At 37.5% G+C, this 26369-nt stretch carries 24 protein-coding genes; 14 read left to right on the forward strand and 10 right to left on the reverse strand.

Annotation, left to right across the window (positions count from 1 at the left end; translation table 11 throughout):
- Positions 1-54: 54 nt before the first annotated feature.
- The 7 genes from mtlD (at position 55) to ACT53H_RS07675 (ending at position 7629) form a co-directional block, all read left to right on the forward strand.
- Positions 55-2202, forward strand: a complete 2148-nt coding sequence (gene mtlD / locus ACT53H_RS07645; protein ID WP_476008958.1) for a bifunctional mannitol-1-phosphate dehydrogenase/phosphatase — start codon at positions 55-57, stop codon at positions 2200-2202.
- Between the two features lie 105 nt (positions 2203-2307).
- Complete coding sequence (locus tag ACT53H_RS07650; protein ID WP_476009117.1) at positions 2308-2934, forward strand: 2'-5' RNA ligase family protein; 627 nt, start codon at positions 2308-2310, stop codon at positions 2932-2934.
- Positions 2922-3440 (forward strand): bifunctional adenosylcobinamide kinase/adenosylcobinamide-phosphate guanylyltransferase, encoded by a 519-nt coding sequence (gene cobU / locus ACT53H_RS07655; RefSeq protein WP_476008959.1) that lies wholly within the window; start codon positions 2922-2924, stop codon positions 3438-3440. The genes ACT53H_RS07650 and cobU overlap by 13 nt, the downstream gene beginning before the upstream one ends.
- Before the next feature lies 1 nt (position 3441).
- Positions 3442-4497 (forward strand): nicotinate-nucleotide--dimethylbenzimidazole phosphoribosyltransferase, encoded by a 1056-nt coding sequence (cobT, locus tag ACT53H_RS07660; protein WP_476008960.1) that lies wholly within the window; start codon positions 3442-3444, stop codon positions 4495-4497.
- Entirely contained in the window at positions 4490-5089 is a 600-nt protein-coding gene (locus ACT53H_RS07665) for a histidine phosphatase family protein (protein ID WP_174729668.1), read from the forward strand. Before cobT ends, ACT53H_RS07665 begins: the two co-directional genes overlap by 8 nt.
- Before the next feature lie 124 nt (positions 5090-5213).
- Positions 5214-6782: a histidine-type phosphatase gene (locus tag ACT53H_RS07670; RefSeq protein WP_312821843.1), complete on the forward strand. Its 1569-nt coding sequence runs from the start codon at positions 5214-5216 to the stop codon at positions 6780-6782.
- Positions 6783-6888: 106 nt separating this feature from the next.
- The gene (locus ACT53H_RS07675) at positions 6889-7629 is read left to right on the forward strand and encodes an adenosylcobinamide-GDP ribazoletransferase (protein WP_476008961.1); all 741 of its coding nucleotides are present in this window, start codon (positions 6889-6891) and stop codon (positions 7627-7629) included.
- A gap of 48 nt (positions 7630-7677) precedes the next feature.
- On the opposite strand, the gene ACT53H_RS07680 is transcribed toward ACT53H_RS07675, so the two are convergent.
- From ACT53H_RS07680 to ACT53H_RS07715, 8 genes are all read right to left on the reverse strand, one after another.
- Entirely contained in the window at positions 7678-9798 is a 2121-nt protein-coding gene (locus ACT53H_RS07680; protein ID WP_476008962.1) for a TonB-dependent receptor, read from the reverse strand.
- 67 nt (positions 9799-9865) lie between these two features.
- Positions 9866-10357 carry a hypothetical protein gene (locus ACT53H_RS07685; RefSeq protein ID WP_476008963.1) on the reverse strand — a complete coding sequence of 164 codons (492 nt, stop codon included), beginning with the start codon at positions 10355-10357 and terminating at the stop codon, positions 9866-9868.
- A gap of 135 nt (positions 10358-10492) precedes the next feature.
- The gene (locus ACT53H_RS07690) at positions 10493-11602 is read right to left on the reverse strand and encodes a 3-deoxy-7-phosphoheptulonate synthase (protein WP_004792605.1); all 1110 of its coding nucleotides are present in this window, start codon (positions 11600-11602) and stop codon (positions 10493-10495) included.
- 96 nt (positions 11603-11698) lie between these two features.
- Complete coding sequence (locus tag ACT53H_RS07695) at positions 11699-12586, reverse strand: sulfite exporter TauE/SafE family protein (RefSeq protein ID WP_151962729.1); 888 nt, start codon at positions 12584-12586, stop codon at positions 11699-11701.
- 153 nt (positions 12587-12739) lie between these two features.
- Complete coding sequence (locus tag ACT53H_RS07700) at positions 12740-13021, reverse strand: DUF1634 domain-containing protein (RefSeq protein ID WP_174729677.1); 282 nt, start codon at positions 13019-13021, stop codon at positions 12740-12742.
- A complete protein-coding gene (locus tag ACT53H_RS07705) occupies positions 13018-14574 on the reverse strand; it encodes a PepSY-associated TM helix domain-containing protein (RefSeq protein WP_217487648.1) in 1557 nt (518 codons plus the stop codon). The genes ACT53H_RS07700 and ACT53H_RS07705 overlap by 4 nt, the downstream gene beginning before the upstream one ends.
- Positions 14567-14866, reverse strand: a complete 300-nt coding sequence (locus ACT53H_RS07710; RefSeq protein WP_174729680.1) for a hypothetical protein — start codon at positions 14864-14866, stop codon at positions 14567-14569. Before ACT53H_RS07710 ends, ACT53H_RS07705 begins: the two co-directional genes overlap by 8 nt.
- 66 nt (positions 14867-14932) lie before the next feature.
- Positions 14933-17068, reverse strand: coding sequence for a TonB-dependent siderophore receptor (locus ACT53H_RS07715; RefSeq protein ID WP_476008964.1), 2136 nt, complete (start codon positions 17066-17068; stop codon positions 14933-14935).
- Positions 17069-17288: 220 nt separating this feature from the next.
- Here ACT53H_RS07715 and lpxB point away from each other — a divergent pair, with 220 nt between their 5' ends.
- Entirely contained in the window at positions 17289-18464 is a 1176-nt protein-coding gene (lpxB, locus tag ACT53H_RS07720; protein WP_476008965.1) for a lipid-A-disaccharide synthase, read from the forward strand.
- Here the strand turns inward: lpxB and eppR are convergent.
- Positions 18461-19108 carry an error-prone polymerase regulator EppR gene (gene eppR, locus ACT53H_RS07725; protein ID WP_151962733.1) on the reverse strand — a complete coding sequence of 216 codons (648 nt, stop codon included), beginning with the start codon at positions 19106-19108 and terminating at the stop codon, positions 18461-18463. The genes lpxB and eppR overlap by 4 nt on opposite strands.
- A gap of 118 nt (positions 19109-19226) precedes the next feature.
- Here eppR and ACT53H_RS07730 point away from each other — a divergent pair, with 118 nt between their 5' ends.
- Genes ACT53H_RS07730 through ACT53H_RS07745 form a run of 4 tightly spaced genes read left to right on the forward strand, consistent with a single transcriptional unit; the run spans position 19227 to position 24260 of the window.
- Positions 19227-20246, forward strand: a complete 1020-nt coding sequence (locus tag ACT53H_RS07730) for an HlyD family secretion protein (protein ID WP_476008966.1) — start codon at positions 19227-19229, stop codon at positions 20244-20246.
- Complete coding sequence (locus ACT53H_RS07735; RefSeq protein WP_476008967.1) at positions 20239-22002, forward strand: ATP-binding cassette domain-containing protein; 1764 nt, start codon at positions 20239-20241, stop codon at positions 22000-22002. Before ACT53H_RS07730 ends, ACT53H_RS07735 begins: the two co-directional genes overlap by 8 nt.
- 10 nt (positions 22003-22012) lie before the next feature.
- Positions 22013-23137, forward strand: a complete 1125-nt coding sequence (locus ACT53H_RS07740) for an ABC transporter permease (RefSeq protein ID WP_476008968.1) — start codon at positions 22013-22015, stop codon at positions 23135-23137.
- Between the two features lie 4 nt (positions 23138-23141).
- A complete protein-coding gene (locus tag ACT53H_RS07745; RefSeq protein ID WP_443272498.1) occupies positions 23142-24260 on the forward strand; it encodes an ABC transporter permease in 1119 nt (372 codons plus the stop codon).
- 35 nt (positions 24261-24295) lie between these two features.
- Here the strand turns inward: ACT53H_RS07745 and ACT53H_RS07750 are convergent, their stop codons facing one another.
- Positions 24296-25165 (reverse strand): DUF2797 domain-containing protein, encoded by an 870-nt coding sequence (locus tag ACT53H_RS07750; protein ID WP_004792580.1) that lies wholly within the window; start codon positions 25163-25165, stop codon positions 24296-24298.
- Positions 25166-25204: 39 nt separating this feature from the next.
- Between ACT53H_RS07750 and ACT53H_RS07755 the strand changes: the two genes are divergently transcribed.
- Both ACT53H_RS07755 and ACT53H_RS07760 read left to right on the forward strand, forming a co-directional pair.
- Positions 25205-25666: a DUF6231 family protein gene (locus ACT53H_RS07755; RefSeq protein ID WP_474769760.1), complete on the forward strand. Its 462-nt coding sequence runs from the start codon at positions 25205-25207 to the stop codon at positions 25664-25666.
- Between the two features lie 99 nt (positions 25667-25765).
- Positions 25766-26356 (forward strand): YidB family protein, encoded by a 591-nt coding sequence (locus ACT53H_RS07760; RefSeq protein ID WP_476008969.1) that lies wholly within the window; start codon positions 25766-25768, stop codon positions 26354-26356.
- The last annotated feature ends 13 nt before the right edge of the window (positions 26357-26369 follow it).

Below are 26369 nucleotides of genomic sequence, written 5' to 3' on the forward strand. Positions count from 1 at the left end.
TAACCAATTTTTTGTATACCCTGAATAAAACATGATCAAAAAAGAGGTAAAAGCGTGCTTATTTTTCATGGAAAACCTGTTCATGGAGCAATTTTTGATATGGATGGGACAATGTTTGATACTGAGAGGTTGCGGTTTCAAACATTGCAACAAGCATCTCAAGAACTCATTGGACAGGAATTTTCACACGAATATTTAATGCAATGTTTAGGTTTAAGTGCAACTACGGCTGAGCAATTGGCTCAACGTTTATATGGCGTAAATGTTCCCTATAAAGAAATTCGAAAAAAAGCTGATGAGATGGAACTCGAATATATTCGAAAACACGGCGTACCGATTAAAAAAGGTTTGGTTCAAGTTTTAGAACGTTTACGAAAATCTGGCTTAAGAATGGCTGTTGCGACTTCAAGCCGTAGAGCAATTGCTGAAGAATATTTAATTAATGCCAATGTTTATAAATTTTTTGATGTGATTACCTGTGGTGATGAAGTAGAGCAAGGAAAGCCGCATCCAGAAATCTTTTTAAAAGCTGCTAGTCAACTTCACTTAGACGCTAATCAGTGTCTTATGTTTGAAGATTCTGAAAATGGTTTAACCTCGGCTCACACTTCAAAAGGTTTAACGATTTTATTAAAAGATATTAAAGAACCAAATGATGAAATGCTAGAAAAAGCACATTTTTATTATGATCAGATGTATGACTTCTTAACCGATCTCGACCAATTTATTCCTGTTATGGATATGCCAGAGATACATGAGCCTTTTCCACAAAGCCTAAATCAATTGACGGTTGGGATACACGGTTTTGGTGCTATCGGTGGGGGATATATAGCGCAAATCTTGTCACATTGGGATGGATACACAAAACCAAAGAGAATTATTGCTTCTACACGAAATAGTCTTTTTCGAGAAGCTGTGAATGCATTTGGAACTTATAGTATTCGCTATGGACAGTTTTCTTATGATGAACGTATTGAGAATATGATCATTGTTGATTCTGACAACGAACAACAAATGCTAGAGATGTATACCCATTCAAGTTTGATTGCACTTTGCTTACCTGAACAAGCGATCGAGGCTGAATCAAAAATAATTGCAAAAGGATTATATGCGCGTTTTAACTCGCCACTTGAAACATGTGCTGAACCGCTAACTTTTCTAATTATTTTGAATAAAGTCGGTGCGAAATATTTGGTTATGAAGCATCTTAGAGAAGCTCTACTAGAGTTAACCAATGATGAAGACGTAACTGAGCATATTTTAAAAGAACATTACTTTTGTGACACCGTTGTAAACCGTATGGTTTCAAAGCTATCTAATCAAAATTTATATCGCCAACTTCGCATTAAGCATCACTTTCTTGAACAGCATTTATCTGATGTGGAGCATGATGAACAAGTCGAAATTGAAGATTGCATTAAGTTGACTCAAGATCAGCAAAATCAGGCATCTTTATATGTTGATAACATGCGCCGTAATTTCCAGCCAGGTCATATATTACAAAGCATGGACCTAATTCTGTTTCATAGCGAAACGGATATGCCAATTTATGTAGAAAAAGGCAGTCCTTTACTCGAAAAGTTACGTCAAGTTGTCTTGGTTAATCAGATTACAGACATTCAATTAATCAAAAACCGACTATGGAACGGTGTACATGCCATGCTTGCTTGGTACGCATCTTTACTAGGATATGAATCTATTGGTGTTGCCATGGGTGATCATTCAGTTAAAGCCTTTGCAGAAAACTTAATTAGAGAAGTAAAGCAAGGGCTTGCAATTGTGTTACCTAACTATGCAAAAGATTTGGATCGTATGGCACAAAGCTTTCTAGACTCATGTGAATATGCTTTTAAAGACCCTTGTCAACGAGTTGCTAGAGATCCACTTCGCAAATTAACTCATAATGAAAGAGTAATCGCGTCAATTGAGGTGAATATAGGTCATGATTTGTCTTATAAAAACCTATTAAAAGGCGCTGCGCTAGGGTATGCCTATGCGATTCAATATTTAGAAATTGAAGAGGGTGATGCGATTAAACATTTACAGCAGCAAATTCAGAAATTGGATATGAGTACTTCCCAAAAAAGACAACTTGAAGTTGAGTTAACGCAATTAGTTCAATATTTATTTTCTGAACAAGGCAAACAGCCTTTAAACATGAATATTACCAACTCCAAAAGTACGCGTACTCAGTATGCTTAAGTTCGTTTAAATAATTAATATTCTACAACTGAAAGGTAAACGTGCTTTAATACGAAAATTGAATGATTTTGAATTAAAGCTGTGCTGCTAAAACCTTCGACGTTCATGGTGCCAACATCTATACGGGACTATCCCGAATGGCATCTTGGGCGTCAAAATTATGCTTTATGGTATTTAGAAATTAATGATCAAAAACTAGTTGATTATTTAGATGCCTTGCGCGCGCATTTTTCAGAATTCTTATTAGAACCCAATAGCCGTCAATATCATATTACGCTGTTTATATGCGGATTTTTAAAACACGAAACCAGAACCTATCCTGATGACTTTATTTTTAGCGAATTTGAGCAGCAAAGGGAAATTTTAAGAAAAGAAGATTTTGCCCCGTTTCATTTAAAAATTGGTTTAGTCGATAGTTTTAGTACTGCTTTATTTGTAGAAATCCAAGATACAGAGAATATCTTACCTCTAATACGCCAAAAGTTAGGTTTAATTTCTCATGAAATTGCCGCTTTAGAATATTGTCCGCATATTACATTGGGGGTGTATAAAAAAGACTATAGTAGTGATTTGATTTTACATAAAATTTCCCAATTACCTGTACAATACAAACACGTTGAATTTGACCTTAAAGTCGAGCATTTAACGTTTGGTTGTTATCAAGCTCAAACTTTACAAGGTAAGTTATATCCGTCTCAGCATTTGTTCTTAGGTGATTCATGTTGCAACTGATTTTGGGTGGAGCCCGTTCTGGCAAAAGCCGACTCGCTGAACAAACAGCAATAAATATGCAATTAGCGGTGACTTATGTTGCTACGGCGCAAGCGCTTGACCCAGAAATGCAAAGTCGAATTGAACATCATCAAAATCAGCGTCCTGCTCACTGGTCTTTGGTTGAAGAACCCTTATTGTTAGCAAAAACTTTGCAGAAAATTGATCGACCTAATCAAATTATTTTGGTGGATTGTTTAACACTTTGGCTAACCAATTTGTTAGTTTTAGATGATCAAAGTATTCAACAATTTGAGTGTGAGCAGCTGTTAAAAGTTTTACCTACGCTTGAGTCAGAAATTATTGTAGTAAGTAATGAAACGGGTTTAGGTGTTGTGCCACTCGGTGAGATCAGTCGACGGTTTGTCGATGAAACAGGCAGACTACATCAAGCTCTAGGGCAAATTGCAGATAAGGTTGTGTTTTGTGTGGCTGGTTTTCCAATGATTTTAAAAGGTGAGAAATAAAATGAACTGGTGGTTAGAATCTGTACAGCAACCTAATGTGGACACAAAACAACAAGCTGAGCAACACCAACTCCAACTCACTAAACCTACTGGTGCTTTAGGTGATTTAGAACTGATAGCAGTTAAACTTGCCAGTTTGCAGTCAAATGCACATCCACAAATTAATCATCCATGGATCACCATTTTTGCGGGCGATCATGGCGTGGTTGAAGAAAATATCTCTGCATACCCTCAAGCTGTAACTCGTCAAATGCTGCAAAACTTCACGACTGGCGGGGCAGCAATTAGTGTAATTGCCAAATATCATCAAGCTCATTTGCAAGTGATTGATTGCGGTACAGTAGGTGAAGCATATGAATACGCAGGCGTTGAACGTCATTGTATTCGAGCTGGTACAGCAAATTTTGCTAAACAAGCTGCAATGAATGCTGACGAATGTCGTGCTGCTTTAGAGTTGGGGAAAAAGAGTGTAGATACAGCTAAAGCCGATGGCGCAGATATTTATATTGCTGGTGAAATGGGAATTGGAAATACCTGTTCTGCTTCTGCCTTAGCATGTCTTTTATTAAATGATACTGCTGAGCAATTAACGGGAGTTGGTACAGGAATTGGTGCCGATCAGTTAAGACATAAAATTGAAGTAATCGAACAAGCAATCGAGCTTCATCATAAACATGTTACTGGTGATGCGTTCAAAACATTGTGTGCTGTAGGTGGATTGGAAATTGCGGCAATTGTAGGTGCTTATATTCGATGTGCGCAGATTGGTTTACCTATCATTGTGGATGGCTTTATTAGTTCGGTCGCTGCTTTATGCGCGGTACGAATGAATCCTAAAGTACGTGACTGGATGTTATTTGGCCATCAATCGGCAGAATATGGCCACCAACGTATTTTACAAGAACTCAATGCTGACCCGATTTTAAAGATGAATTTGCGGTTAGGTGAAGGGAGTGGGGCAGGTACTGCTTTGTCATTAGTTAAAATGGCATGTGTGTTACACAACCAAATGGCTACCTTTGCTCAAGCTGCCGTAAGCGGGGATAAAATTGGGTAAATTCAGAATTGATTTGCTCAGACATGGTGAGAGTCAATATAGCCATACTTTACGTGGGCATTTGGATGATGAGTTAACGGAAAAAGGTTGGCAGCAAATGCAGTCAACCATTGAGCAACTTACAAATCAATCATGGGATGTCATTGTAAGTTCCTCATTAAAACGTTGTGCTTGTTTTGCTGAGAAACTTGCAGAGACAACTCAGTTACCTTTACTTTTAAACCATGACTTAAAAGAAATGTATTTTGGTGAGTGGGAAGGCGTCTCAACTCAGCAAATTTATGAAACTTCACCAGAATTACTGGCAAATTTTTGGCAAAAACCGAGTCAATATTGTCCACCACGCGCAGAAACATTAATGCAGTTTCAAACAAGGGTTCTTAAAGGTTTTCAGGAACTACTTGTACAGATGCAAAACCAAAACTGGCAACATGCATTGGTTGTTACCCACGGTGGTGTGATTAAGCTATTAGCTTGTTTAGCCCAGCAACAACCTTTAGATGATTTGCTAAAAATGCCGGCAGAGCTTGGGAAATTATATTCATTCGAATTTTCTGAAACAGATGATCAATTAAACTTTATGTTGATATAGCCTTTTTATATTTCTATACATTTGTAAGTTATTATTTTTATACAGATATTTGAGTGTTTGTAATAGAACTGTCATTGCTAAAAATTAAGCTATTGGCATTTCTTATTAATCACTCATCTGACTTATGAATATTTTATTTAAAACGACTGTGCTTGCAGCATCATTATTACTCGTGGCTTGTGACAATAATGATAATCAAGACATTCAAACAACTGCTCCAACAAACTCATCAAAATATTATCAAACAAAAACACCTTACCAACCACAACAAGAAATAAAAAACTACGAACAAGCACCCACTGGGTTCCAGCCAGTTTTTACAGAGTTAGTGGCGCGTCACGGTTCAAGAGGCCTCTCAAGTCTGAAATATGATTTGGCACTTTATAATTTATGGAAACAGGCAAAAGTAGAAAATGCCTTAACACCATTAGGTGAACAATTGGGTGCAGATTTAGAAGCGATGATGAAAGCCAATATCTTATTAGGCTATGGCGTGGAAGGAATCCGCCAGTACGGTTACGGAAATGAAACCCTGACTGGTATTTTAGAACACCGTGGCATTGCAGATCGTTTATTACAACGCTTACCAAGTCTTTTAAATTCGCAAGCATCTATATTGGTACAAAGTTCTGGAGTGGATCGTGCAGTAGATAGTGCTAAGTTCTTCACGGCTGAACTCATTCAACAACAACCGCAACTTAAAGATAAAATTGTGCCAACGTCTTATACTAGTTTATCGAGTGCAAGCGTTCCAAGTGTTGAAGATGGTGGCGTTGATCGTTTTAAACTCTATTTTCATAGTTTGAATGCAGATGAAGATTTAACTCAGCCATTGAGTCCTAATCAACAAAAAATTTATGATGCTAGTCAGGCCTATCAGGATTTTGAAGAAAATAATAAAGATTTAGCACAAAAGTTAGATGAGTTATCAAAAAATACAGCAGCTGAAAAAACGGCCCAAACTGTACTTAATCCGATTTTTAAAGCAGACTTTATTAAAAAACTGGGTACAACAGGTTATAGCTTTAGCAATACTGGATCCTTTACGGTAACTTCACCAAAAGGTGAGCAAATTACAGAAAAAGGTAAGGGGAAAAATACGATTGCTAGCGCAGTTGATGCAGCAGCTTATGTTTATGAGCTCTATTCAATTTCTGGTGGTATGAAAGATGAGTTAAAAGGTATCGATTTTGATAAATATATGCCGTTAGATGCTGCAAAATTTTATGCTGAATTTAATGATGCAAACGATTTTTACGAAAAAGGTCCAAGTTTTACAGAGTCAAATCAAGTCACAAGTGAAATTGCTCAAGGGCTTAAAAAGGACCTGTTCCAACAAGTTGACGCCGTGGTAAATAAAGCTCAGCCTTACAAAGCAGTTTTACGGTTTGCCCATGCTGAAATTATTATTCCTTTGGCAACCAGCCTAGATTTACATAATATGATGCAGCCTTTACCACTACGTCAGACTTATAATTACTCAACCAGCGCATGGCGCGGTGAAGTAGTTTCACCTATGGCAGCAAATGTCCAATGGGATATTTACCAAAATAGCCAAGGCAATACTTTGGTAAAAATGCTTTATAACGAAAAAGAAACTTTGTTCAAATCTGCATGTAACTATGCACGTTATACACCAACCAGTTTTTATTATGACTACATTAAATTGAAACAGTGCTATCAAATCCAATAGATTTTCAGTTTTTGAAGTCTTTGATGGGAATAGGGATTGCTATTCCTATTTTTATTTCTTCATAATCCAATTTGCTTTTAAATATAGATCAGTTAGAGACTTGGATATGACACCTTTTTGGATTGCATTGCAATTTTTAACTGTTCTGCCTATTGAGCTAAAGTCAATGCCGACGGCGCAACAAAATGGTCGAGCTATTTTGTTTTATCCACTGGTTGGGCTGATTATTGGTGGCATTCTTTTTCTTATCTCATGTCTTTTAGTTAAATTACCCGTTATTTTGCTTGCTACCATCATCATGACTTTATGGATTTGGCTGACAGGGGGATTACATTTAGATGGGCTAGCAGATACGGCAGATGCATGGGTAGGTGGTTTTGGAGACAAACTACGTACTTTACGAATCATGAAGGATCCAAGTTGTGGTCCAATTGGAGTGCTAAGTTTAGTTATTATTTGTTTACTCAAGTTTGTACTGATTTATGTGTTGATTGAACAGCATCAAACGCTATTTTTAGTCTTTGTTCCCGTACTTGGGCGTATTGTGCCATCTATTTTGTTTTTAACTACACCATATGTCCGTGAAAAAGGTTTAGGTCGTTCGTTAACTGACCATTTACCTAAAACGGCTTCTTGGATAATAGTTGGGTTCGTTCTGCTATTGGCTTTATATTGGGAATGGCAAGGGCTTATTGCCATCATTGGTTTTTTAATTGGCCTTGTTTATTTAAGGCATCTGTTTATTAAAAGAATTGGCGGTATTACAGGTGATACAGTCGGAGCAGCAATTGAGCTTAGCGAAACCGTGCTACTTTTTGCTTTTGTGGTGAGCTATTTTTATTTATAGCTAGATATAAGTTTGTGGCCAAATTGATGACCACAAACTTAAAGTTGATTAATCACCAAAGTGATAGCGTAGACCTAATAAATAGATACGTGGTGTAGCTGGCGTATAGCTCACTTCATTATTACTAAAAGAAGTACTTTCAGCATAATGAGTATCTGCCACATTTAAAATCTGACCATATACCTCATAAGCTTTTTTACGATAGTTCGCACGAAGATTGAGTACTGTGTGTCCGTCATATTTTTGTGTATTAGCATCATTAATCCAATATGAACCTACATAGACACCTTCTGCTGAAAGTAGTAGTTCGGGAATTGGTTTAATTTGATATTCCAGCGTACCAAAAGTTTTTGGGGCACTCGGCATATCATTACCACTATAGTCGATAGTGGATGATGGCTGAAATTGTTCATAACGATGGCGAGCCCAGCTACCCGAGAGTTTCAATTTTTGGTCAAGCTGATCGGAAATTTGCCAAGTTGCACCGACTTCAATACCTTCGTGACGAGTTTTACCCGCATTCCGTGGTTCTCGGCTATTATCTGGTTTGGTGTAACTAATCACTTCATCTTCACCGTTTAAACGATAAAGCGTAATTTCACCATCCAAACGATCATTCAATGTTTTAAAGCGAATACCCGCATCAATATTGGTAAAAGTTGCTTCAGTCAAATTTGGTGTGACTAAATTTGCGCCGTAAAGGCTACTAACTTCTGGTGGGACAAAGCCTTGTGACCAGTTTGTATAGAAGTCAATTTGTGGTGTTAAGTTCCAAATTGCACCTAGTTTCGGACTAGCCTTATGAAAATTTCGTGTTTCATCAGGTGCGCCCGTAACATTAGATGGAGTTAAATTATTTTGATAATCATAATGAATCCAGTCATAACGAGCACCACCGACTAAGTTTAAAGTAGGTAGAGCTTGCCAGTTAGCTTGTGCGTAGATTGCTTCATTATCAACATCGACATCAAAATCACGTAAAAGTTTTCGCTGTTTAAAACCTGTATAAATACGGGTAACTGGATCTCGAAAAACTTCAATGTCATTGGTTCGACCTTGGGTCGGAGAATGCTCAGCTATGCCACCGACGACTAACTTAACTTGGCCTAGCGTTGCTGAATGTTGTAAGTTAAGCCCATAGGACTGAAAACTATTGTATGTTGTTTGTCCGCTGTATGTTCCTGTTGCAACTCCGTCTTTCTTGTCTGTTTTTATGTTATAGCTTGGGTTTTGCTCTGTCGTATTGTCTCGATAATATAAAGTAATTTGACTTTGTTGCTGATCATTCCAGTCATGGCTAAGCTGGGAAGACAATCGAGTTGCATCTACTTCACGATAGGTAAATGTCTGATAGCTATAGCCAAGGCGTTGACTATAATCTTCAGCATTTAAACTACCTGTCATATCTGCATATAAGTGGTTATAACTAAAAATGTTTTTCAGTTTAGTTGTGTCTGAAATCTGCCAATCATGACGTAAGGTAACGCTTTGTTTATCTGATTCGGCATGATCTTGCCAGCTATCACCGCGATCACTGGCATAGGCAGAAATTCTTAAACCATGTGTTCCGTTGTTTGTATCAAAAGTATCAGAGGCCCCCATATCTACACGGCGATAACCTTCGCTACTCGCACTCAGGCCAATATCAGCTGTTGGTGTTGTACTTGGCGCCTTTGTTAAAAAATTAATAGTTCCGCCAATGGCATTGCTCCCATAAACACTACTCGCAGGTCCACGCAAAATTTCAATATTGTCCACGCCAGCCATATTCAGTTCATATAGGGCATTGTGGTTAAACACGCCTACAGGACGAATTGAAAGACCATCTTCTAAATATTGATATACAGCTGCGGTTGTGATGGGTTGGCGTATAGACATCATGTGCTGCTCATTACCAAGGTCATTCATTAAAACCCCTGGTGTCTGGTTCACAAGTTGTCCAATAAACGTGGCATGTTTATTTTCAATTTGGTCATTATTAATTTGGCTAATCGCTGCTGGTGTTTTATTGAGTATTTCACCTTCACGGCTTGCTGTGACTACAATCGTTGTTAAGATTTTTGTGTCACTATTTGCTGGTGTTAAATCTTCAGCAAAAATAATAGGGCTGGCTGAGGCAGAAAAGCACGCCGCACTTAAAACAGATAAACGGAATTTGAGGGATAACATATTTTGACCCTATAAAAAGCAATAAGTTTTGAGTCCTTGAAAATCAAGGATGGTAAAAGTTGCGTTTTTACAGAGCAGCAGGTGGGGCGTGTTTAATTGGTAAAATATAGAAGGTAGGGGGAAGTTCTAGCTGTATTGTCCACGTATAGCACAGGCATCGTACACGGGTAAACCAACGTAAAATTAAAACAAAAATCAAAGCAATTAAAGGAATTAAAATTGCTGCATCTAGACCATGCGTACAAAGCGGGCAATGCTTCATGATTTGAGTAGCTAGAGCAAAGACTTCTTGAGCATGCGAACTATGAAATTTATCTTGAACAGATTCCATATGGTGATGGGCATGTGAAGAGTGATGCTGTTGAGTATTGAAATTTTGCTGGTTCGATGAATGCTCTAGCGTGACTGGCTGACAGTGACTAGGCATGGTGTATAACTCAGGTACGATGCCAATTTGCACTAAAGTAGGCAGAAAAATGTGCCATAGTAAACACAGCAAAGTGATAGCACTTAAAAGCGTGCGCCACTTCAGCAAATGTTGACGGGAACTCAGCACCATATTCTAGGCGGTCGTAGTGGAAAAGCTCGCCGAAGTATAATCAAAAAAGAAAAGTCATCATAGCTAAATTCCGACAAAGAAAAATAAAAAAGCCCTCAAAAATGAGGGCTTACTTGATCATCTTAAAAAGATGAATTAACGATTTGGTAAAACGTCTTTTAAAGCTTCATGCATTTCAAGTAATGTTTTTTCAGTTGTTTCCCAGTCAATACAGCCATCAGTCACTGATTTACCATATTCGAGATCACAAAGATTCTCAGGAATATCTTGGCGGCCGCCTTTTAAGTGACTTTCAACCATAAGACCAACAATTGACTTATTACCATCTAAAATTTGTTCAGTAATATTTTTAAGAACAAGTGGCTGTAAGTACGGGTCTTTATTTGAGTTCGCGTGACTCGCATCAATCATGATTTTATTGCTAACTTTTGCTTTCGCTAAAGCATTTTCTGCTTCTTCAACAGAGCCAGCATCATAGTTAGGCTTACCATTACCACCACGTAATACAACGTGTGCATAAGGGTTACCATTTGTATTAATAATTGAAACCTGACCATCTTCATTAAGGCCTAAGAAACTATGGCCATATTTAACAGACTGCATGGCATTGGTGGCAACAGTTAAACCGCCGTCTGTACCATTTTTAAAACCAACTGGTGATGATAGACCAGAAGACATTTCACGGTGAGTTTGGCTCTCGGTTGTACGTGCACCAATTGCAGACCATGAAATTAAGTCTTGGTAGTATTGTGGAGAGTTAGGATCAAGTGCTTCAGTTGCACATGGCAAACCTTTTTCATTTAACTCAAGCAAGAGTTTACGACCAATACGTAAACCTTTTTCAATGTTAAACGAGTCATTCATGTCAGGGTCATTAATTAGACCTTTCCAACCAATTGTCGTACGTGGTTTTTCAAAATAAACACGCATAACTAGATATAGAGTATCTTTAACTTTTTCGCTTAGCACTTTTAAGCGATCGGCATATTCGTGAGCAGCTTTCGGGTCGTGAATAGAGCAAGGACCAATAACGACAAACAAACGTTTATCAGAACCATCTAAAATATTACGAATGGTTTCGCGGCCTTTTAGAACAGTTTGTGAAGCAACATCAGATAAAGGAAGTTCTGACTTAAGCTCATTTGGTGTTACAAGAGTTTGAATGCTTTTAATATTAACGTCGTCGATATCTGGCTTTGAAACGGAATTTAAATGTGTAGTCATTGCTGTCACTGGTTCGATCATACTAAAGGTTGTTTTGTATACTGAATATACCATGAAATAATTATGAAAATCCTACATCTCATGGTATTTCAGTTTGGAAAAATCTTATTGATTTTGCTATCTTTCAGTTGAGTTGCTTGTTTTTTCGGCAACCACAACTTGTTGTTGTACCACAGGTGCTTTCGGTTTTGCTTTGACTGGGTGAACCATAAAGTTAACACCGAGGGCAAATAGGGTAATCCCTAAAATTTTTCGGATTAAACGTTCAGGCATACGAGAACTAATTAGCGTACCAACAATAATTGCAGGAATTGAACCCACCAATAACCACATAAGAAGCGTAAAGTCGACGTTACCAGCACTCATATGTCCAAGACCAGCCACTAAAGTGAGCAATACGGCATGTACAACATCTGACCCAATAATTCGAATCATTGGTAAGTTCGGGAACATGATCACAAGTGCCATAATCCCAAATGCACCGGCACCAACCGAGGAAAGAGTTACGAATACGCCTAAGATAATACCCATAACTACGATAAAGCTACGTTTTTTATGGATAGCTAAATGCTCAGTCTCAGTTTGAGTGACTTCTTTATTTCTAAAACGACTAAAGAACTTCTCAATACGGGAGCGGAAAATGATAGAAACACCAGTCAAAGTCAGCATAAAGCCCAACACCATGGTTAACACAGCTTTATAATGTGTTGACTGACTTAAATAATGCTCGAGTACCCACGTTGTAGCGAAAGATGCAGGAATACTGCCTACTGCTAACCATAAAACAATTGGCCAGACAATATTAAGCTTTCTAGCGTGAACCATTGATCCACAAAATTTTGAAATTGCGGCATAAAGTAAATCGGTACCAATGGCGATATGAGGTTCAATTCTAAAAAGGCCAATTAAAATTGGTGTCATTAATGATCCACCACCAACTCCTGTAATCCCTACACAGAAACCAACTAACATACCCGCTAAGATAAATTCAAAAGCACCAGACATCTTTATCGCCACATATCACGAAACGTCCATATCTTATTCCTTTTAGAGATAAACAGTTGTCATGAATAATGATTTACTTATGCAAAAAAAAGCTAAGCAATTATAATTTTGCTTAGCTTGAGCTATTTTTCATCAAATTATTAGGGGCTAATATTATTTAGATGATTTTAAAGGGTTAAGTAGAAGGATGAGACCAAAAGTTAATGGCGTTGCAAAGATCCACCAACTGACAAAACCAATTGAAAATTTATAGTGTTTAATCAGAATAAATGCACATAAAACAAATAATATGAATGCAGCTATTTTAAAGTATCGGTAGTACTTTTGAGCTAACGATTTGAAATGACCTGTTGATTTCGGTGATCTATATTTCTCACTCGCCATAAATAGCAAATACATTCCTAATAAAATTAAGATGAAAGCTATAACAATCATGAGCTCACCTCAGTATTTAATTTATTTAGCTTTTTTTGAATTTTTTCTACAGCTGTATGCTGAATAGGTTGAATTTTGTAGAATATGAAAATTGCTAAAGCTGCAAAGATCCATAAAAATACATCTACACGTGCAAAGGTCCAATAATCTCTGAGACTTTGAACATACTCATGTTTAAGTAAATAACTTAGATTTAAGATGGGAAGTGCAATACACAGCATAATAAAAACGCAAAGTTGAGTTCGCCACAAATGCTGCTTTTTAGTGAATAAAGCAATGATCAAGCTGATGAGCCAAACTAAGAAAAAACTATAAATTTCATAATTGATCGTGGTTGGCGTAACTGTAAATAATCGATTCGCGCTTAAATAGGCGACAGTCGCACATGGCAGGCCAACAAATGCTGCAACATTTAAACGGTCAACTAAATAGTGTCCAAAGTGGAACTTACTATTCTTATTTTGAATTTGGCGTTTAAGGCTCCAGAGTAACAAACCGGAAGCAATCATTACACAGCCTAGAATGCCTGAGAAAAAGAATCCTAAACGGAGTAAGGGTTGAGCAAATGTCGCCATATGTAGGCCATAGACAGCCGCATTTAACGTTGCAATAGGACTATTATTACGTGTGTCTTCTAAGACTTTGCCAGTTGATGCATTTAATGTAATTTGAGCCTGATTACGAGTAATAGAGCGGTCTTCTTGCTGAATAAATGTAATTTGCGCCTGGTTGGTATTCGGATTTTTTACACTAATCGTTGATAAAGGTTGATTACCCCAACTTTTTTGAACTTGGTTCAATAGCTTATCAATAGCTAAGTTTTGAGCAGGCTGAATTGATTGATTTTCAAGTACAGTCTTTGTGCGGATTTCGGTAAAATATTGATAAGGGTTTTCAGGGTAAATCTTTTGCATTCCCCAAGGCAGATATAAATAAAAGAAAATAGCTAAGCCTGTAAATGTAATAGTTAAAAAGAAGGGAAGTGCAACGACTGAAGAAATATTGTGAAAGTCTAGCCATGAACGCTGAGACTTAAATGTACGCAAAGTAAAAAAGTCGGTAAATATTTTTTTATGGGTAATAATGCCCGAAACCAAAGCAATCAGCATAATAAATGCAGCAAGACATACAACTAATCGCCCAACTATGATTGGAATGCCAAAAAGTTGGTAATGGAAACGGTAAAAAAAATCACCGCCCAAGGTCGCCGAAAGTTGAAGTTCTTTACCTGTGTTAGCATCAAGCGTGGCATTGCCATAACCGCCGTCAGCTTTTTCCCAATACATGGTGTTGACGGGACTTTCTGGTGTTGCAACAGTTAAATACCAAGATTTAGCATCTGGAGCATTTTTTTGTAAATATTGATATGCTGTTTTAATAGCAATATCTTGCTTTACTTGATATTGCGCAAGTGCAGGTTGCATCCATAAATTAATTTCGTGGCGGTAATAAGATAGGCTACCCATTAAGAAAATGGCAAACACGAGCCATCCAAAAATTAAGCCAGTCCATGAGTGTAGCCATGCCATAGATTGACGTATACCCTTATGCATAACCCACCATACGTGTCACAGAAAAGAAAAGGGCGCACAAAATGATCGACAGCCCAGTGAGTTTCAAAAGTGATTGAATGCAGAAACCAACAATTACAAAGACGACATAAAATAAAATCGCTATAAATGCCGCGAGATATATAGCTTCAGCTTTGTCGAGGGACAAAAGGAAAATTCCAGTGAGTCCAATACTTAAATACGCCATACAAGCAAAGCCCATACCGAAAACTAGCAAGAATCGATAGAAAACTTTTATACGATATGACACTGGGAGATTTACAGTTTTGGACATCTTGACTGACACATACACAAAGAATAATAAGTAAAGCCAATCCCTAAATTGGGATTGGCTACGATATTAATATTTAAACTTTACAGCAACTGTATAGTTGGCAGAAGGACCATAAAAAGCTTGGCCATCTGGAAAACTATTTAAATATTTCTTGTCAAAAATATTATTACCATTTGCCTGAAGCGTAATATGATCGTTGACTTCATAGCTCGCCATTAAATTAACTAAAGCATATGCATCTTGTTTAATCGTACTGTTAACATTTGAATCATATAACTTTATCCCATCTTGCCATTGTAAGCCTGCACCAACTTTTAGCTTTGGTAAAACTGGTGGCGTGTAGGTGGTTAGCACGTTAAGCGTCTGGTTTGGATTATAAGTTCTTGCCTCGCCGCCATTTTTTATATCTTTAATACTAAATTGAGCATAGCCGAAAGAAAGATTCACATTATTTGTGATTTGACCTGATAAGCCGACTTCTACACCTTGTGACTCTAAATCACTCGTTGGTACTTTTCGATTAAGTGGATTTCCATCAGAGCTACGTAGAGGGTAATTATTTTGTTCAGTTTTAAATACTGAAAGTGTTCCAGTTAAACGGTCATCTAGCCATGAACTTTTTACGCCCATCTCATAGCTTTTACCATCAATAGGTTTTAAAGCTTGATTGGTATCTTTATCAATACCAGTTTGAGGACGGAAAATTGAGGTGTAACTCATATAACCTGTATATTCAGGTGTAAAGTTATAAGTTAGTCCAACATATGGTGAGACTTTACTTTCACTATATGACATTGGGGAACCATAACTTTCACCTTTACTTTCAGCTTGGACATAGTTTGCACCAAGTAAAAGTTTTAAATCTTCATTAAGATGTAAGCGTGTCGCAGCATAGATGGAATTAATATTCTGCTTATAGTTTGCAGCTTCTGTGAAATCTGACCAAGTTATAGATTGCGGTGTCCAACTTGACCAATCCGTAGTGGTTGATTTTATGACGTTACTATCGTTAATCGTTCCTGTAGATTGTTTATCTTGCTGATGACTACGTACATAGCTATAGCCTAAAGATGCCTCATGTTCTCGATTGAAAAGTTTATATGTTCCTTCGAGATTAAAATCGACAGCATGTTTTTCTTGGTGCTCTTGACCACCCCAAGGGGTTAGAGAAACACCTGATCCATCAGCTTTTGGATAACCATAATAATAAAGAAGACGACTATTATGCTTGGTATCAAGATAGTTGTAGGTCAGCTTAGCGGTCCATTGATCATTAATTTTTTGCTTTAATTCAACAAAAGCATTTTGTGTTTCGTTATCCCAGTGTGCCCAGTCAGGGTTAGGGTTATATGAGCGGTCATATGAAATTTGTTTACCATTGGCATCTAACAAAGGCAGAGCACCCCAGTTGTTTGCATTGGGTTTATTTTGTTCTTGGCTATAACCTGCGGTCAGTAAAGTACTATCTGTCAAATCAGCTTCAATGATACCTGCGAAACCATTTCTCTCTGATGAATATCGATCAAGGTAAGAATCACCAGTTTGCTCATAGCCCATAATACGGCCACGTACTTTTCCACTCGGTATGATTGCGCCAGAAACATCAGCTTCATAACGCTGCGTATCCCAAGAACCATAACTTACACCGCCACTTGCTTGGAATTCTTGAGTCGGGCGTTTTCTAATATTGTTAATTGTTGCGCTCGGATCACCGAAGGCGTTAGTTAAAGAATCAGCACCTTTAACGACTTCTACACGATCATAAAAATAAGTATCAGGATTCGTATTGTTGTAGTTATAACCTGAGAGGGGAAAACCCACGCCGTCAGTTAATATATTTGAAATCTCAAAGCCACGAGCCATATAAGTTGTTCGCTCAGTTTCTTGATTAGATACGGTTACACCAGGAGTATTTTTTAAAACATCTCGAGTATTGTTAAGTCCGAAATCTTCAATTTGTTGACGAGTAACGACATTAATAGTTTGAGGAGTTTCTTTAGCCTCAATATTAAGCTTGGTTGCGCTACTCGAGTTCTTAACATTATATGCTTTGGTTTGTTCAGAAGACTGCTCAGCATTTGATGCTTTAACTTGGATCGTCTGTAAAGATTGTACTTCTGAGTCTTGAGCATAAGAGAGGTTCGCATAACAAATCGCGCAGGCGATTACGGTAAGCTTAAATGGTTGAGGTGGGATATTCATAAGATTAAGGATAATGTAAATAATTCTCATTTATTTTATTGTTTGTAAATGTAAGCTACAATTCAAATTGCATTGTTAATTTAGATTAAAAGATGGTGAATGAGTGTAATTTTAGATAGCTTGTGCTGTGACTGCTTTTGGTAAGTACATATCGATCAAGTTCAAGATTGATAAACCTCTATGCTAGAATGCATTATTTCAAATTCTTGGGTAAATCGCCTTGGCAAACCGAAAACTTAAAATAGGCATTGTAGTTGGGGAAGTTTCTGGAGATACGCTTGGTGTGAAACTTATGCGGAGTTTTCGAGAACAAGGAATCGATGCCGAATTTGAGGGAATCGGTGGTCCTCAAATGATTGCTGAAGGTTTTAACAGTTATTACCCAATGGAAACTCTGTCTGTGATGGGGATTGTTGAGGTATTAAAAGACTTAAAAAAATTATTCGCCGTGCGGGATGGTCTAATTAACCAATGGACTCAAAATCCAGTTGATATTTTTATTGGTATTGATGCACCAGATTTTAATCTCAGACTTTCTAAAAATATTAAAGAAAAGAATCTTCCAATAAAAACAGTTCAATATGTCAGTCCTTCTGTTTGGGCGTGGCGCCAAGGACGTGTTCATGGCATTAAACAGAGTATAGATTTAGTACTTTGCTTATTTCCTTTTGAAAAAGTTTTTTATGAACGATATGAAGTTCCTGCAGCATTTGTAGGTCATCCATTAGCCAAACAATTGCCAATTGAAAATCCAATCCAAATTGCCAAACAGCAATTAGGTCTTAATGAAAATCAAAAACATATTGCGTTATTACCAGGTAGCCGAAAAGGTGAGGTAGAACGGCTTTTGCCTATGCTGCTTGGAACTGCCAATATTTTGCATAAGAAATATCCAGACATTCAATTTTTAATTCCCGCAATTAACGATGCTCGTAAGCAACAGATTGAGCAGGGTGTTGAACAATTAGCACCTAATTTGAAAACTGTAATTCATATTTTAGAAAATACAGATAGCGAGTCTAAAGTTGGCCGTATGGTCATGAATGCAAGTAATATCATTGCTTTAGCTTCTGGGACTGCAACATTAGAAGCAATGTTAATGCATAGACCGATGGTCACTTTCTATAAGTTGCATTGGTTGACCTATATAATTGCTAAGCTTTTGGTGAAAATTCCTTATTATTCTTTGCCGAATATTATTGCTGGTAAGAAAGTCATTGAAGAGCTGATTCAGGCTGATGCAACATCAGAAAATTTAGCCACTGAAATAGAAAAGCTAATGAATGTTGAGACAGCTCAAATTCAGGTGATGCAACACTTAACCATGCATAAACAACTTATTTCTGGAAATACAGAAGATCCAGTGCAGGCAATTCTGCAATATTTAAATGGCTAATTTTTAAGATTTGATTGGCTAATTGCTTTTAAGCCAGCTAATGAAAATTTCTTAAAATGTTCAACTAAATCGTGTAATGGCATCTGGGCAATATTTTTAAGTGGCTCAGGTGCTTGAGCATTAGGTCCTGCAATAATGAGCATCATGCAAGGTGTCATCACGCTTAAAATACAAGGCAAAACAGCCGGATCATTTTCATCTAAACCAGCAACTTGACTAATTAACTTACGAATAAGAAAAAATTTCCTCATACCTGCAAGTTCAATAAAATTTAATAAATGCTCAGAAGGCGAAAAGAGTTCACGAATAAAGACTTTGCCATGCCAAACATCTTTTTCAGTTAATTTATGCAGCAAGGTCTCAAGTAATAAGCTTAGCTTTTCTTCTGGTGACCGAGTGCTTTCAACAAGTTCTAGTAAATATTTTTCATCAAGATAATGAGCGTGAGCTTCCACTAACACAGCTTGATATAGTCCGTCTCGACCATCAAAGTGATAATTAATTGCAGCCAAATCGACATTCGCAACGTTAGCAATTGTTTTGTTCGCTGTCTTTGCAAAACCATATTGGGCAATTAAAGGTCCTGCTGCCTCAATAATTTTGGACTTGGTTAAGTCACCATCACTTCGTCTAGATCGGGACATGTTTAACCCTAACTTTGATTCACCATAAAAGTATATCTTTTATTCGAAGATTGGAGTAATTTAAATTTAAATTGAATTTAAACTAACAAAATTTGAATTTAATAAGAAGGCTAATAAGATGAATAAAAAACTGATTGCCGTCGTCTTGGTTGTTATAGCTATGGTTATCATCGGCTTTTGGGCATGGAAATATAATAATAAGAATCAAAAAGATAATGTATTAACTTTATATGGAAATGTTGATATTCGCCAAATTTCACTTGCATTTGAACAGTCTGGCCGTATAGAGAAACTATTAGTTCAAGAAGGTGATAAAGTTAAAGCTGGTCAAGTACTAGCGGCTCTTAATACCAATGCACTAGAGATTCAGGCAAAACAAGCTCAAGCACAACTTAAAGCTCAACAAGAGGCAATTGTTAAACAAGATGTGGGAGCTCGCCCAGAAGAAATTAGTCAAGCAAAAGCACAACTTGCATCTGCCCAAGCTGAGCTTGATAAAACCAACAAAAACTTGCAACGCTTACAAATTTTGGTAAGTAGTACGGATGGTCGGGCAATTAGCCAACAAGAGCTAGACTATGCTAAAAGTAATAAAGATAGTGCCGAAGCAGCGGTCCGTGAAAGACAAGCTAATTTAGAATTAATAATTAAGGGTGCTCGACAAGAAGATCGTGAAGCGACCAAAGCACAGTATGAAGTAACCAAAGCTAATTTAGATCTAATTAACTATAACCTTACTCAAGCTGAATTAAAGTCTCCTGTAAATGCAGTGGTACGAGCTCGGTTACAAGAAGTTGGCGATATGACAACTGCGCAAAAGGCCGTTTATACATTGGCTTTAACCGATCCCAAATGGATTCGTGTGTATGTAAACGAACAAGATTTAAGTTCTATCAAGATGGGGGGCACGGCCCAAGTTATTCGTGATTCTGATCCTAATCAGCCTATTAATGGAAAAATTGGCTATATATCTTCAGTAGCTGAGTTCACGCCGAAAACAGTACAAACCGAAGAGATTAGAACAACACTGGTTTATGAGGTTAGGGTCTATGTAAATGATCCGAATGATCAATTAAAAATGGGCCAACCTGTGACTGTAAAAGTACCACTTGCTTCAGGTGAGAAAGCTCATGACTGATGAAAAAGTAGTGGTTCAAGTTAAAAATTTATTCATGACTTTTAAGGCTGAGAGTAAAAAGTCAGCCGATATTAGTGCAATTGTTGATTTGAATATGCAAATTAACAAAGGAGAGCTTACAGCTTTAGTTGGTCCAGATGGTTCGGGAAAAACAACTTTATTAAGATTAATTGCAGGACTATATAAAGCCACTTCGGGTTCATTAAATGTACTCGGAATTGACGTGAGTAAAAATCCGCAAGCTGTACAGGACCGTATTAGCTATATGCCACAACGCTTTGGACTATATGAAGATTTAAGCGTACAGGAAAATTTAGATTTATATGCCGACTTACATGGCGTTCCAAAGGATGTACGGGGGCAAAGGTTTAAACGTTTATTGGAAATAACGGATCTTACTCAGTTTACTCAACGCCTAGCTGGGCAACTTTCTGGTGGGATGAAACAAAAACTAGGGCTGGCATGTACGTTAGTCCGGTCCCCAGAGTTACTGTTACTTGATGAGCCTAGTGTTGGAGTGGATCCTTTATCAAGGCGGGATTTATGGATCATTATTGAACAGCTTGTTCAGGAAGAAAACTTAAGCGTAATTATAAGTACTGCTTATATGGATGAGGCAGAAAAATGTGCCCAAGTCTATATCATGCATGAGGGAAAAATTTTAAAACAAGGTTCACCTGAACAATTAAAAGAAATAGCACGTGGACAAACATGGAATATAAAACCTTCAGAGCAGATTGACGCTCGGACCTTACAAGCCCAGTTACTTGATAACCATGTAGATATTATTGATGCTGGTCCAAAGGGTGAACAAGTGAACTTTATTAGTCGTCAAAAAGAGCTATTAGCCGATACTTTACCTGAAGGGCTAAAAGCAAATACGCGACCACCTGAACTTGAAGATGCGTTTATGCTGTTGTTGCAGCAGACTCGAAAGCAACCAAAACATATATCTATTTCTGTGCAAGCTTTTCAATTAGAACAAAACAATAATTCAAAATCAGAGCAACCTATCATTGTAGTTAAAGATTTAGTCCGAACTTTTGGAGATTTTACTGCCGTTGCCAATACTTCATTTGACGTGCAGCGTGGTGAAATATTTGGATTACTTGGGCCAAATGGCGCGGGTAAAACGACAACTTTTCGAATGTTATGTGGATTGCTACCAGCAAGTAGTGGGTATTTAGAAGTTGCTGGTAAAAATTTACGCACAGCTCGTGCTGAGGCAAGAGCAAAAGTAGGTTACGTCTCTCAAAAATTTGCACTTTATAGCAATTTAACTGTCTTAGAAAACTTAAAGTTTTTTGGTGGAGCTTATGGGTTGTCAGGCAAAAAACTAAATCAACAAATTGATAAAGCCTTACAGCAATATGATTTAAAGCCTCATAGTAAAAGTGGTGATTTACCCGGTGGTTATAAACAACGGCTATCTATGGCTGCTGCACTATTACATGAACCAGAAATTTTATTTTTAGACGAACCCACGAGCGGAATTGACCCGCTTGCACGGCGATCATTTTGGTACAGCATTGGTGAGCTAGCAAATCAGGGCATTACCATCATCATTACGACGCACTTTATGGAGGAAGCAGAGTATTGCGACCGCATTGCCATACAAGATGCTGGAAAGTTATTGGCCTTAGGGTCTCCCCAACAAGTACGCGAACTGGCAAGTAAAGATAAACATATTGGTGACATGAATGAGGCTTTTATAGCAATTGTGGAACAAGCACGCGCATTAAGGCACGCTGTTTAGGAGGTCTACAATGAGCCTTGGATTTTGGAATCGGGTGACAGCATTAGTTCGTAAAGAAACTAAGCAGCTTATTCGTGATAAAAGCAGTCTCGGGATTGGACTCATTTTGCCTGTTATTTTAATTCTACTGTTTGGTTATGGACTTTCCTTTGACTTAAATCAGGCACGAGTCGGCGTTGTCGTTGATCAGTCTTCACCGCAGATCAATCAGGCTTTAGCTGGTTTAAATGGTTCACGATATTTAACAAGTCAAGAGTTTCATAATTTACCAGAAGCAGAGCAGGCCATTCGAGATGGCGAAATTGATGCCATTTTGCATTTTCCTTCAGATTTTGCCAGTCAGGCACAGCAAGGTAATGCCAAGGTTCAACTATTATTAAATGGGACATCTACCACCATAGCAACAGCCTTAGAAGGTTATGTTGCAGGTGCTTTAGCTACAGCACCGTCTATACAGTTTGACCGTAGCCCAATATTAGCAACGTCAAGCGCCGTTAATATTGAACAAAGAATATGGTTTAACGAATCTGGTAACAGTACTTGGTTTTTAGTCCCTGGCTTAATGGTGCTCATTTTAACTTTAATTGGTGCATTTTTAACTGGTTTACTTATTGCCCGTGAAAGGGAAAGGGGAACTCTAGAAGCTTTATTTGTTACGCCTGTACGGCCATTTGAAATTGTATTAGCAAAACTGATTCCCTATGTGGTGGTTGGCATGATTGATATCATGATCTGTCTTGTTGCTGCATATTTTATTTTTGAAGTGCCTATGCGCGGTTCATTATTCTCAATTTTATCTGCTTCATTTCTCTATTTAATCGTCTCGTTATTACTTGGTTTAACTATATCAGGCTTTGCTCAAAGTCAGTTTCAGGCGAGTCAAATTGCCTTATTGGCAAGTTTTATGCCAGCGCTGATGCTTTCTGGATTTGTTTTTGATACCCGTAACTTACCTTTGGTTGTACAAATTATTAGCCAGTTGCTTCCAGCTACACATTTTATGATTTTAATTAAAACCTTATTTATGGGAGGTGATGATTGGAAGTTATGGTTTAAAGAATGCGGTTTTCTGTTGGGATATATCATTGTTTTGATATGTGCTGTGAACTTTTCACTGAAAAAACGGTTGAGATAAAGTTATGTGGCAGCAACTAATCGCTTGGCTAAAACACTTAAGTTTTTTGGTCAAAAAAGAATTTTTAACCATTTTTAGTGACCCTGCAAATAGAGTCATTTTATTTGTACCAGCCCTCATGCAAGCGCTTTTATTTGGTTATGCTGCCACTTATGATGTTAACCGTGTGGATTATGCAATTTTAGACCAGAGCAATGGGCAGGTTTCACATGAACTCATCTCAAAACTAGATGGCTCTGGTATTTTTAAGCGAGTTGCAACACTTGAATATACTGGTCAAATCAAACAGGTCATTGATAACCGTCAGGCATTGGCTGTGATTACGATACCACCAGACTTTGAGATCAAATTAAATAATAACCAGAGCTCTCCTGTACAGGTGATTGTTGATGGTAGGAACTCATCAACTGCGGTCGTGGCAGGTTCATATCTAAATAAAATTATTGGTCAGTTTAATCAGCAAAAATTTAACTCAGCTTTGCCCATTAGCCTTGAAACAAGAACATGGTATAACCCAAATCAAGAGTCTCGATGGAGCCTAATGCCTTCATTAATTGCGGCACTAAGTATGATGCAGACATTACTGCTATCGGCTTTATCAGTTGCGCGTGAACGAGAGCAAGGTACTTTTGATCAGTTATTAGTGACACCATATACACCATTACAAATTATGATTGGTAAAGCCTTACCACCAATTTTTGTAGGGCTGATGCAATCGACCATTATTTTATTGATCATTTTATTCTGGTTTAAAATTCCTATGAATGGCTCTATTGGACTGCTTTATTTTGGTTTGTTGAGTTTTAATGTAGCTGTCGTTGGGGTAGGTTTATCTATTTCAGCATTATCTTTAAATATGCAACAGGCCATGCTTTTTACGTTTTTATTGATTATGCCTTTAATGTTGCTTTCAGGTTTATTAACTCCTGTAGAAAACATGCCGGAAGCATTACAAATAGCAACGTACGCAAATCCATTGAGGTTTGGAATTAACTTAGTACAACGAGTTTATTTGGAAGGTGCAGGCTTTGCACAAGTCAAATTCAACTTTATTCCAATGATCATACTTGGACTGGTCACTTTACCTTTGGCAGCTTGGCTATTTAGAAACAGATTATCTTAATTAAAAAGCCCCATTTTAGGGGCTTTAAAACTTATTTAAGCACGTACGATCAGCTCGTAACCCGTATATTTACGGATATTAATAACACCAATATCAAAGATTAAATATTGCCCTTTAATACCTTGTAATACACCACGAATTTTTGGTGTTTTATCTAGGTTTAGAGACTTAATTTTTTCAGGATATTGTTCAACTGGATAAACAAACTCACGTGGCAATTCATCTTCTAATAATTCAACAGTTTCGTTAAATTCAAGATTTTGGCTAAATTCCTCACGAATAGTTTGAATTTTAGGTGCAAACTCTTCGATTAACTGATCACGTTGTTCAACCATATTTAAAGGTTCAGCTTCGCCTTTAAGGAGTTTACGCCAATCAGTTTTGTCAGCAACTAAAGAACCAAACATAGTTTCAAGTTGACCAGATAAACGGCGTGATCCAACCTTTAAAATAGGTAGGGCTTGGGTTGCCCCTTGATCTAACCAACGACCTGGCATATGACTAACGCGAGTAATACCCACTTTTAAAGCACTCGAATTTGCCAAATACACAATATGCGGTTGGAAACAAACATTGTGTGCAAAATCATCTTCACGACATGTACCTAAATGATAGTGGCATGTTTCAGGTTTCATAATGCATAGGTCACATTCTGCTTTAGTTTTAAAGCATTTAAAGCAGTGGCCTTGAGAATAAGACTTTGGTGTTTTAGTGCCACAAGAAGTGCAATAAATATTACCTGTCCATTCGATTTCTAGTTCTTGTCCTAAATTAAAAGGAAGATCAATTTCTGAACGGTCTAATACAAATTTGTATTCAACATTTGCCTTGGTTGTCTGTTGATCAGTTACACTAGCATCTTTTAGGCCTGCATGCATTTTATGGCAAATGCCTTGTAGTTCCATAAAGTTTAAACTCACATCTTTCAATTAAGGGTTGCAGTTATGGCTGAACAAAATGTCATCACTTCTATGCTAGACGATTTATCAAACGAACAGCCCATTCATACTGCACTTTGTATTGGCCAGAAAATTGACCAGAATAACGCAATTCAATGGCACTATTTTACCGTAACTGAGCTTTTAAGTCTGCCTTTTACTCAGCGTTATGATTTGGGTTTTGTATTGTTTGATACAGATGAAATGCAGAACATAACTGAAGTACAAAAATCACAATTATTAGTGAAGCTAAGAGATTTATTAGCAAAACGAATTGTTGTGGTAAGTAAACGCAGTGATGAAAAGTTATTACGCTCTTTAGGTTTTACGCAACTCATTGATAAAACTTCACATGATAGTGATTTTGCTTTATGGCAATTTAACATCTTGACCTATAAGCATGTTCCAGATTGGTTTAATTCAAAGTTTTGGGCGAACCCGGAAAACTGGAATAAATTTCGCTGGTAAGAGACCACGAAATCTCTTTCAAAATTTAACAATTTGGCTTTTGCTGTCTTAACAAGAATCCGCGTATGCTCATGTGTAAACCATACATAAGAGTTTTACATGACAAATTTAAGCAACATTGTTGAAGTTTTGGCTCAGCAAGCTTTAGGTGGAAACCAACAAGCGTCAGGCCAAGGTGGTTTAGGTGGAATTTTAGGTTCAGTACTCGGACAAATGGGGGGCAATACTTCTTCTGGTGCACAAGGCGGTCTTGGAGGAGTACTAGGTTCTGTATTAGGTCAAGTGACTGGAAATAATAACGCACCTCAAGCAGGTGGTGGCGTACAAAGTTTATTAATTGCAGTTGTACCTTTAATCTTAGGTTGGGTTCAACAACAAGGTGGTTTGCAGGCTGCTTTAGAAAAGTTAAAAGGTGCGGGTTTAGGTAACCAAGTTCAAAGCTGGGTTGATCCAAATCAAAGTAATAGTGAAGTTCCTACCCAGCAATTACAAAGTTTATTTAACCCAGCAGATATTGAGCAAGTTGCCCAGCAGGCTCAAGCGCCAAAAGAGCAAGTTTACGGTGCAATTGCTTCAGTCTTACCTCAAGTCATTGACTCATTAACACCTCAGGGTGATAGTACCGACCATCAAGAAGCAAACCAAGACATTCAAAACGTCATGAATCTTGTAAGTGGTTTCTTAAAGTAAGCTACAAAGTTAA

The sequence above is a fragment of the Acinetobacter sp. DMC2 genome (assembly GCF_056314305.1).

Bases quoted from the DNA above. Each gene is read 5' to 3' on its own strand.
- ACT53H_RS07685 (WP_476008963.1), bottom strand. From the start codon at position 10,357: ATGGTGCTGAGTTCCCGTCAACATTTGCTGAAGTGGCGCACGCTTTTA.
- ACT53H_RS07700 (WP_174729677.1), bottom strand. From the start codon at position 13,021: ATGATTGTTATAGCTTTCATCTTAATTTTATTAGGAATGTATTTGCTA.
- ACT53H_RS07675 (WP_476008961.1), top strand. From the start codon at position 6,889: ATGACACCTTTTTGGATTGCATTGCAATTTTTAACTGTTCTGCCTATT.
- ACT53H_RS07745 (WP_443272498.1), top strand. From the start codon at position 23,142: ATGTGGCAGCAACTAATCGCTTGGCTAAAACACTTAAGTTTTTTGGTC.
- ACT53H_RS07695 (WP_151962729.1), bottom strand. From the start codon at position 12,586: ATGTCTGGTGCTTTTGAATTTATCTTAGCGGGTATGTTAGTTGGTTTC.
- ACT53H_RS07690 (WP_004792605.1), bottom strand. From the start codon at position 11,602: ATGATCGAACCAGTGACAGCAATGACTACACATTTAAATTCCGTTTCA.
- ACT53H_RS07735 (WP_476008967.1), top strand. From the start codon at position 20,239: ATGACTGATGAAAAAGTAGTGGTTCAAGTTAAAAATTTATTCATGACT.
- ACT53H_RS07730 (WP_476008966.1), top strand. From the start codon at position 19,227: ATGAATAAAAAACTGATTGCCGTCGTCTTGGTTGTTATAGCTATGGTT.
- ACT53H_RS07755 (WP_474769760.1), top strand. From the start codon at position 25,205: ATGGCTGAACAAAATGTCATCACTTCTATGCTAGACGATTTATCAAAC.
- ACT53H_RS07650 (WP_476009117.1), top strand. From the start codon at position 2,308: ATGGTGCCAACATCTATACGGGACTATCCCGAATGGCATCTTGGGCGT.
- ACT53H_RS07710 (WP_174729680.1), bottom strand. From the start codon at position 14,866: ATGTCCAAAACTGTAAATCTCCCAGTGTCATATCGTATAAAAGTTTTC.
- cobT (WP_476008960.1), top strand. From the start codon at position 3,442: ATGAACTGGTGGTTAGAATCTGTACAGCAACCTAATGTGGACACAAAA.
- ACT53H_RS07680 (WP_476008962.1), bottom strand. From the start codon at position 9,798: ATGTTATCCCTCAAATTCCGTTTATCTGTTTTAAGTGCGGCGTGCTTT.
- ACT53H_RS07760 (WP_476008969.1), top strand. From the start codon at position 25,766: ATGACAAATTTAAGCAACATTGTTGAAGTTTTGGCTCAGCAAGCTTTA.
- ACT53H_RS07750 (WP_004792580.1), bottom strand. From the start codon at position 25,165: ATGGAACTACAAGGCATTTGCCATAAAATGCATGCAGGCCTAAAAGAT.
- cobU (WP_476008959.1), top strand. From the start codon at position 2,922: ATGTTGCAACTGATTTTGGGTGGAGCCCGTTCTGGCAAAAGCCGACTC.
- ACT53H_RS07705 (WP_217487648.1), bottom strand. From the start codon at position 14,574: ATGCATAAGGGTATACGTCAATCTATGGCATGGCTACACTCATGGACT.
- eppR (WP_151962733.1), bottom strand. From the start codon at position 19,108: ATGTCCCGATCTAGACGAAGTGATGGTGACTTAACCAAGTCCAAAATT.
- ACT53H_RS07670 (WP_312821843.1), top strand. From the start codon at position 5,214: ATGAATATTTTATTTAAAACGACTGTGCTTGCAGCATCATTATTACTC.
- ACT53H_RS07715 (WP_476008964.1), bottom strand. From the start codon at position 17,068: ATGAATATCCCACCTCAACCATTTAAGCTTACCGTAATCGCCTGCGCG.
- ACT53H_RS07740 (WP_476008968.1), top strand. From the start codon at position 22,013: ATGAGCCTTGGATTTTGGAATCGGGTGACAGCATTAGTTCGTAAAGAA.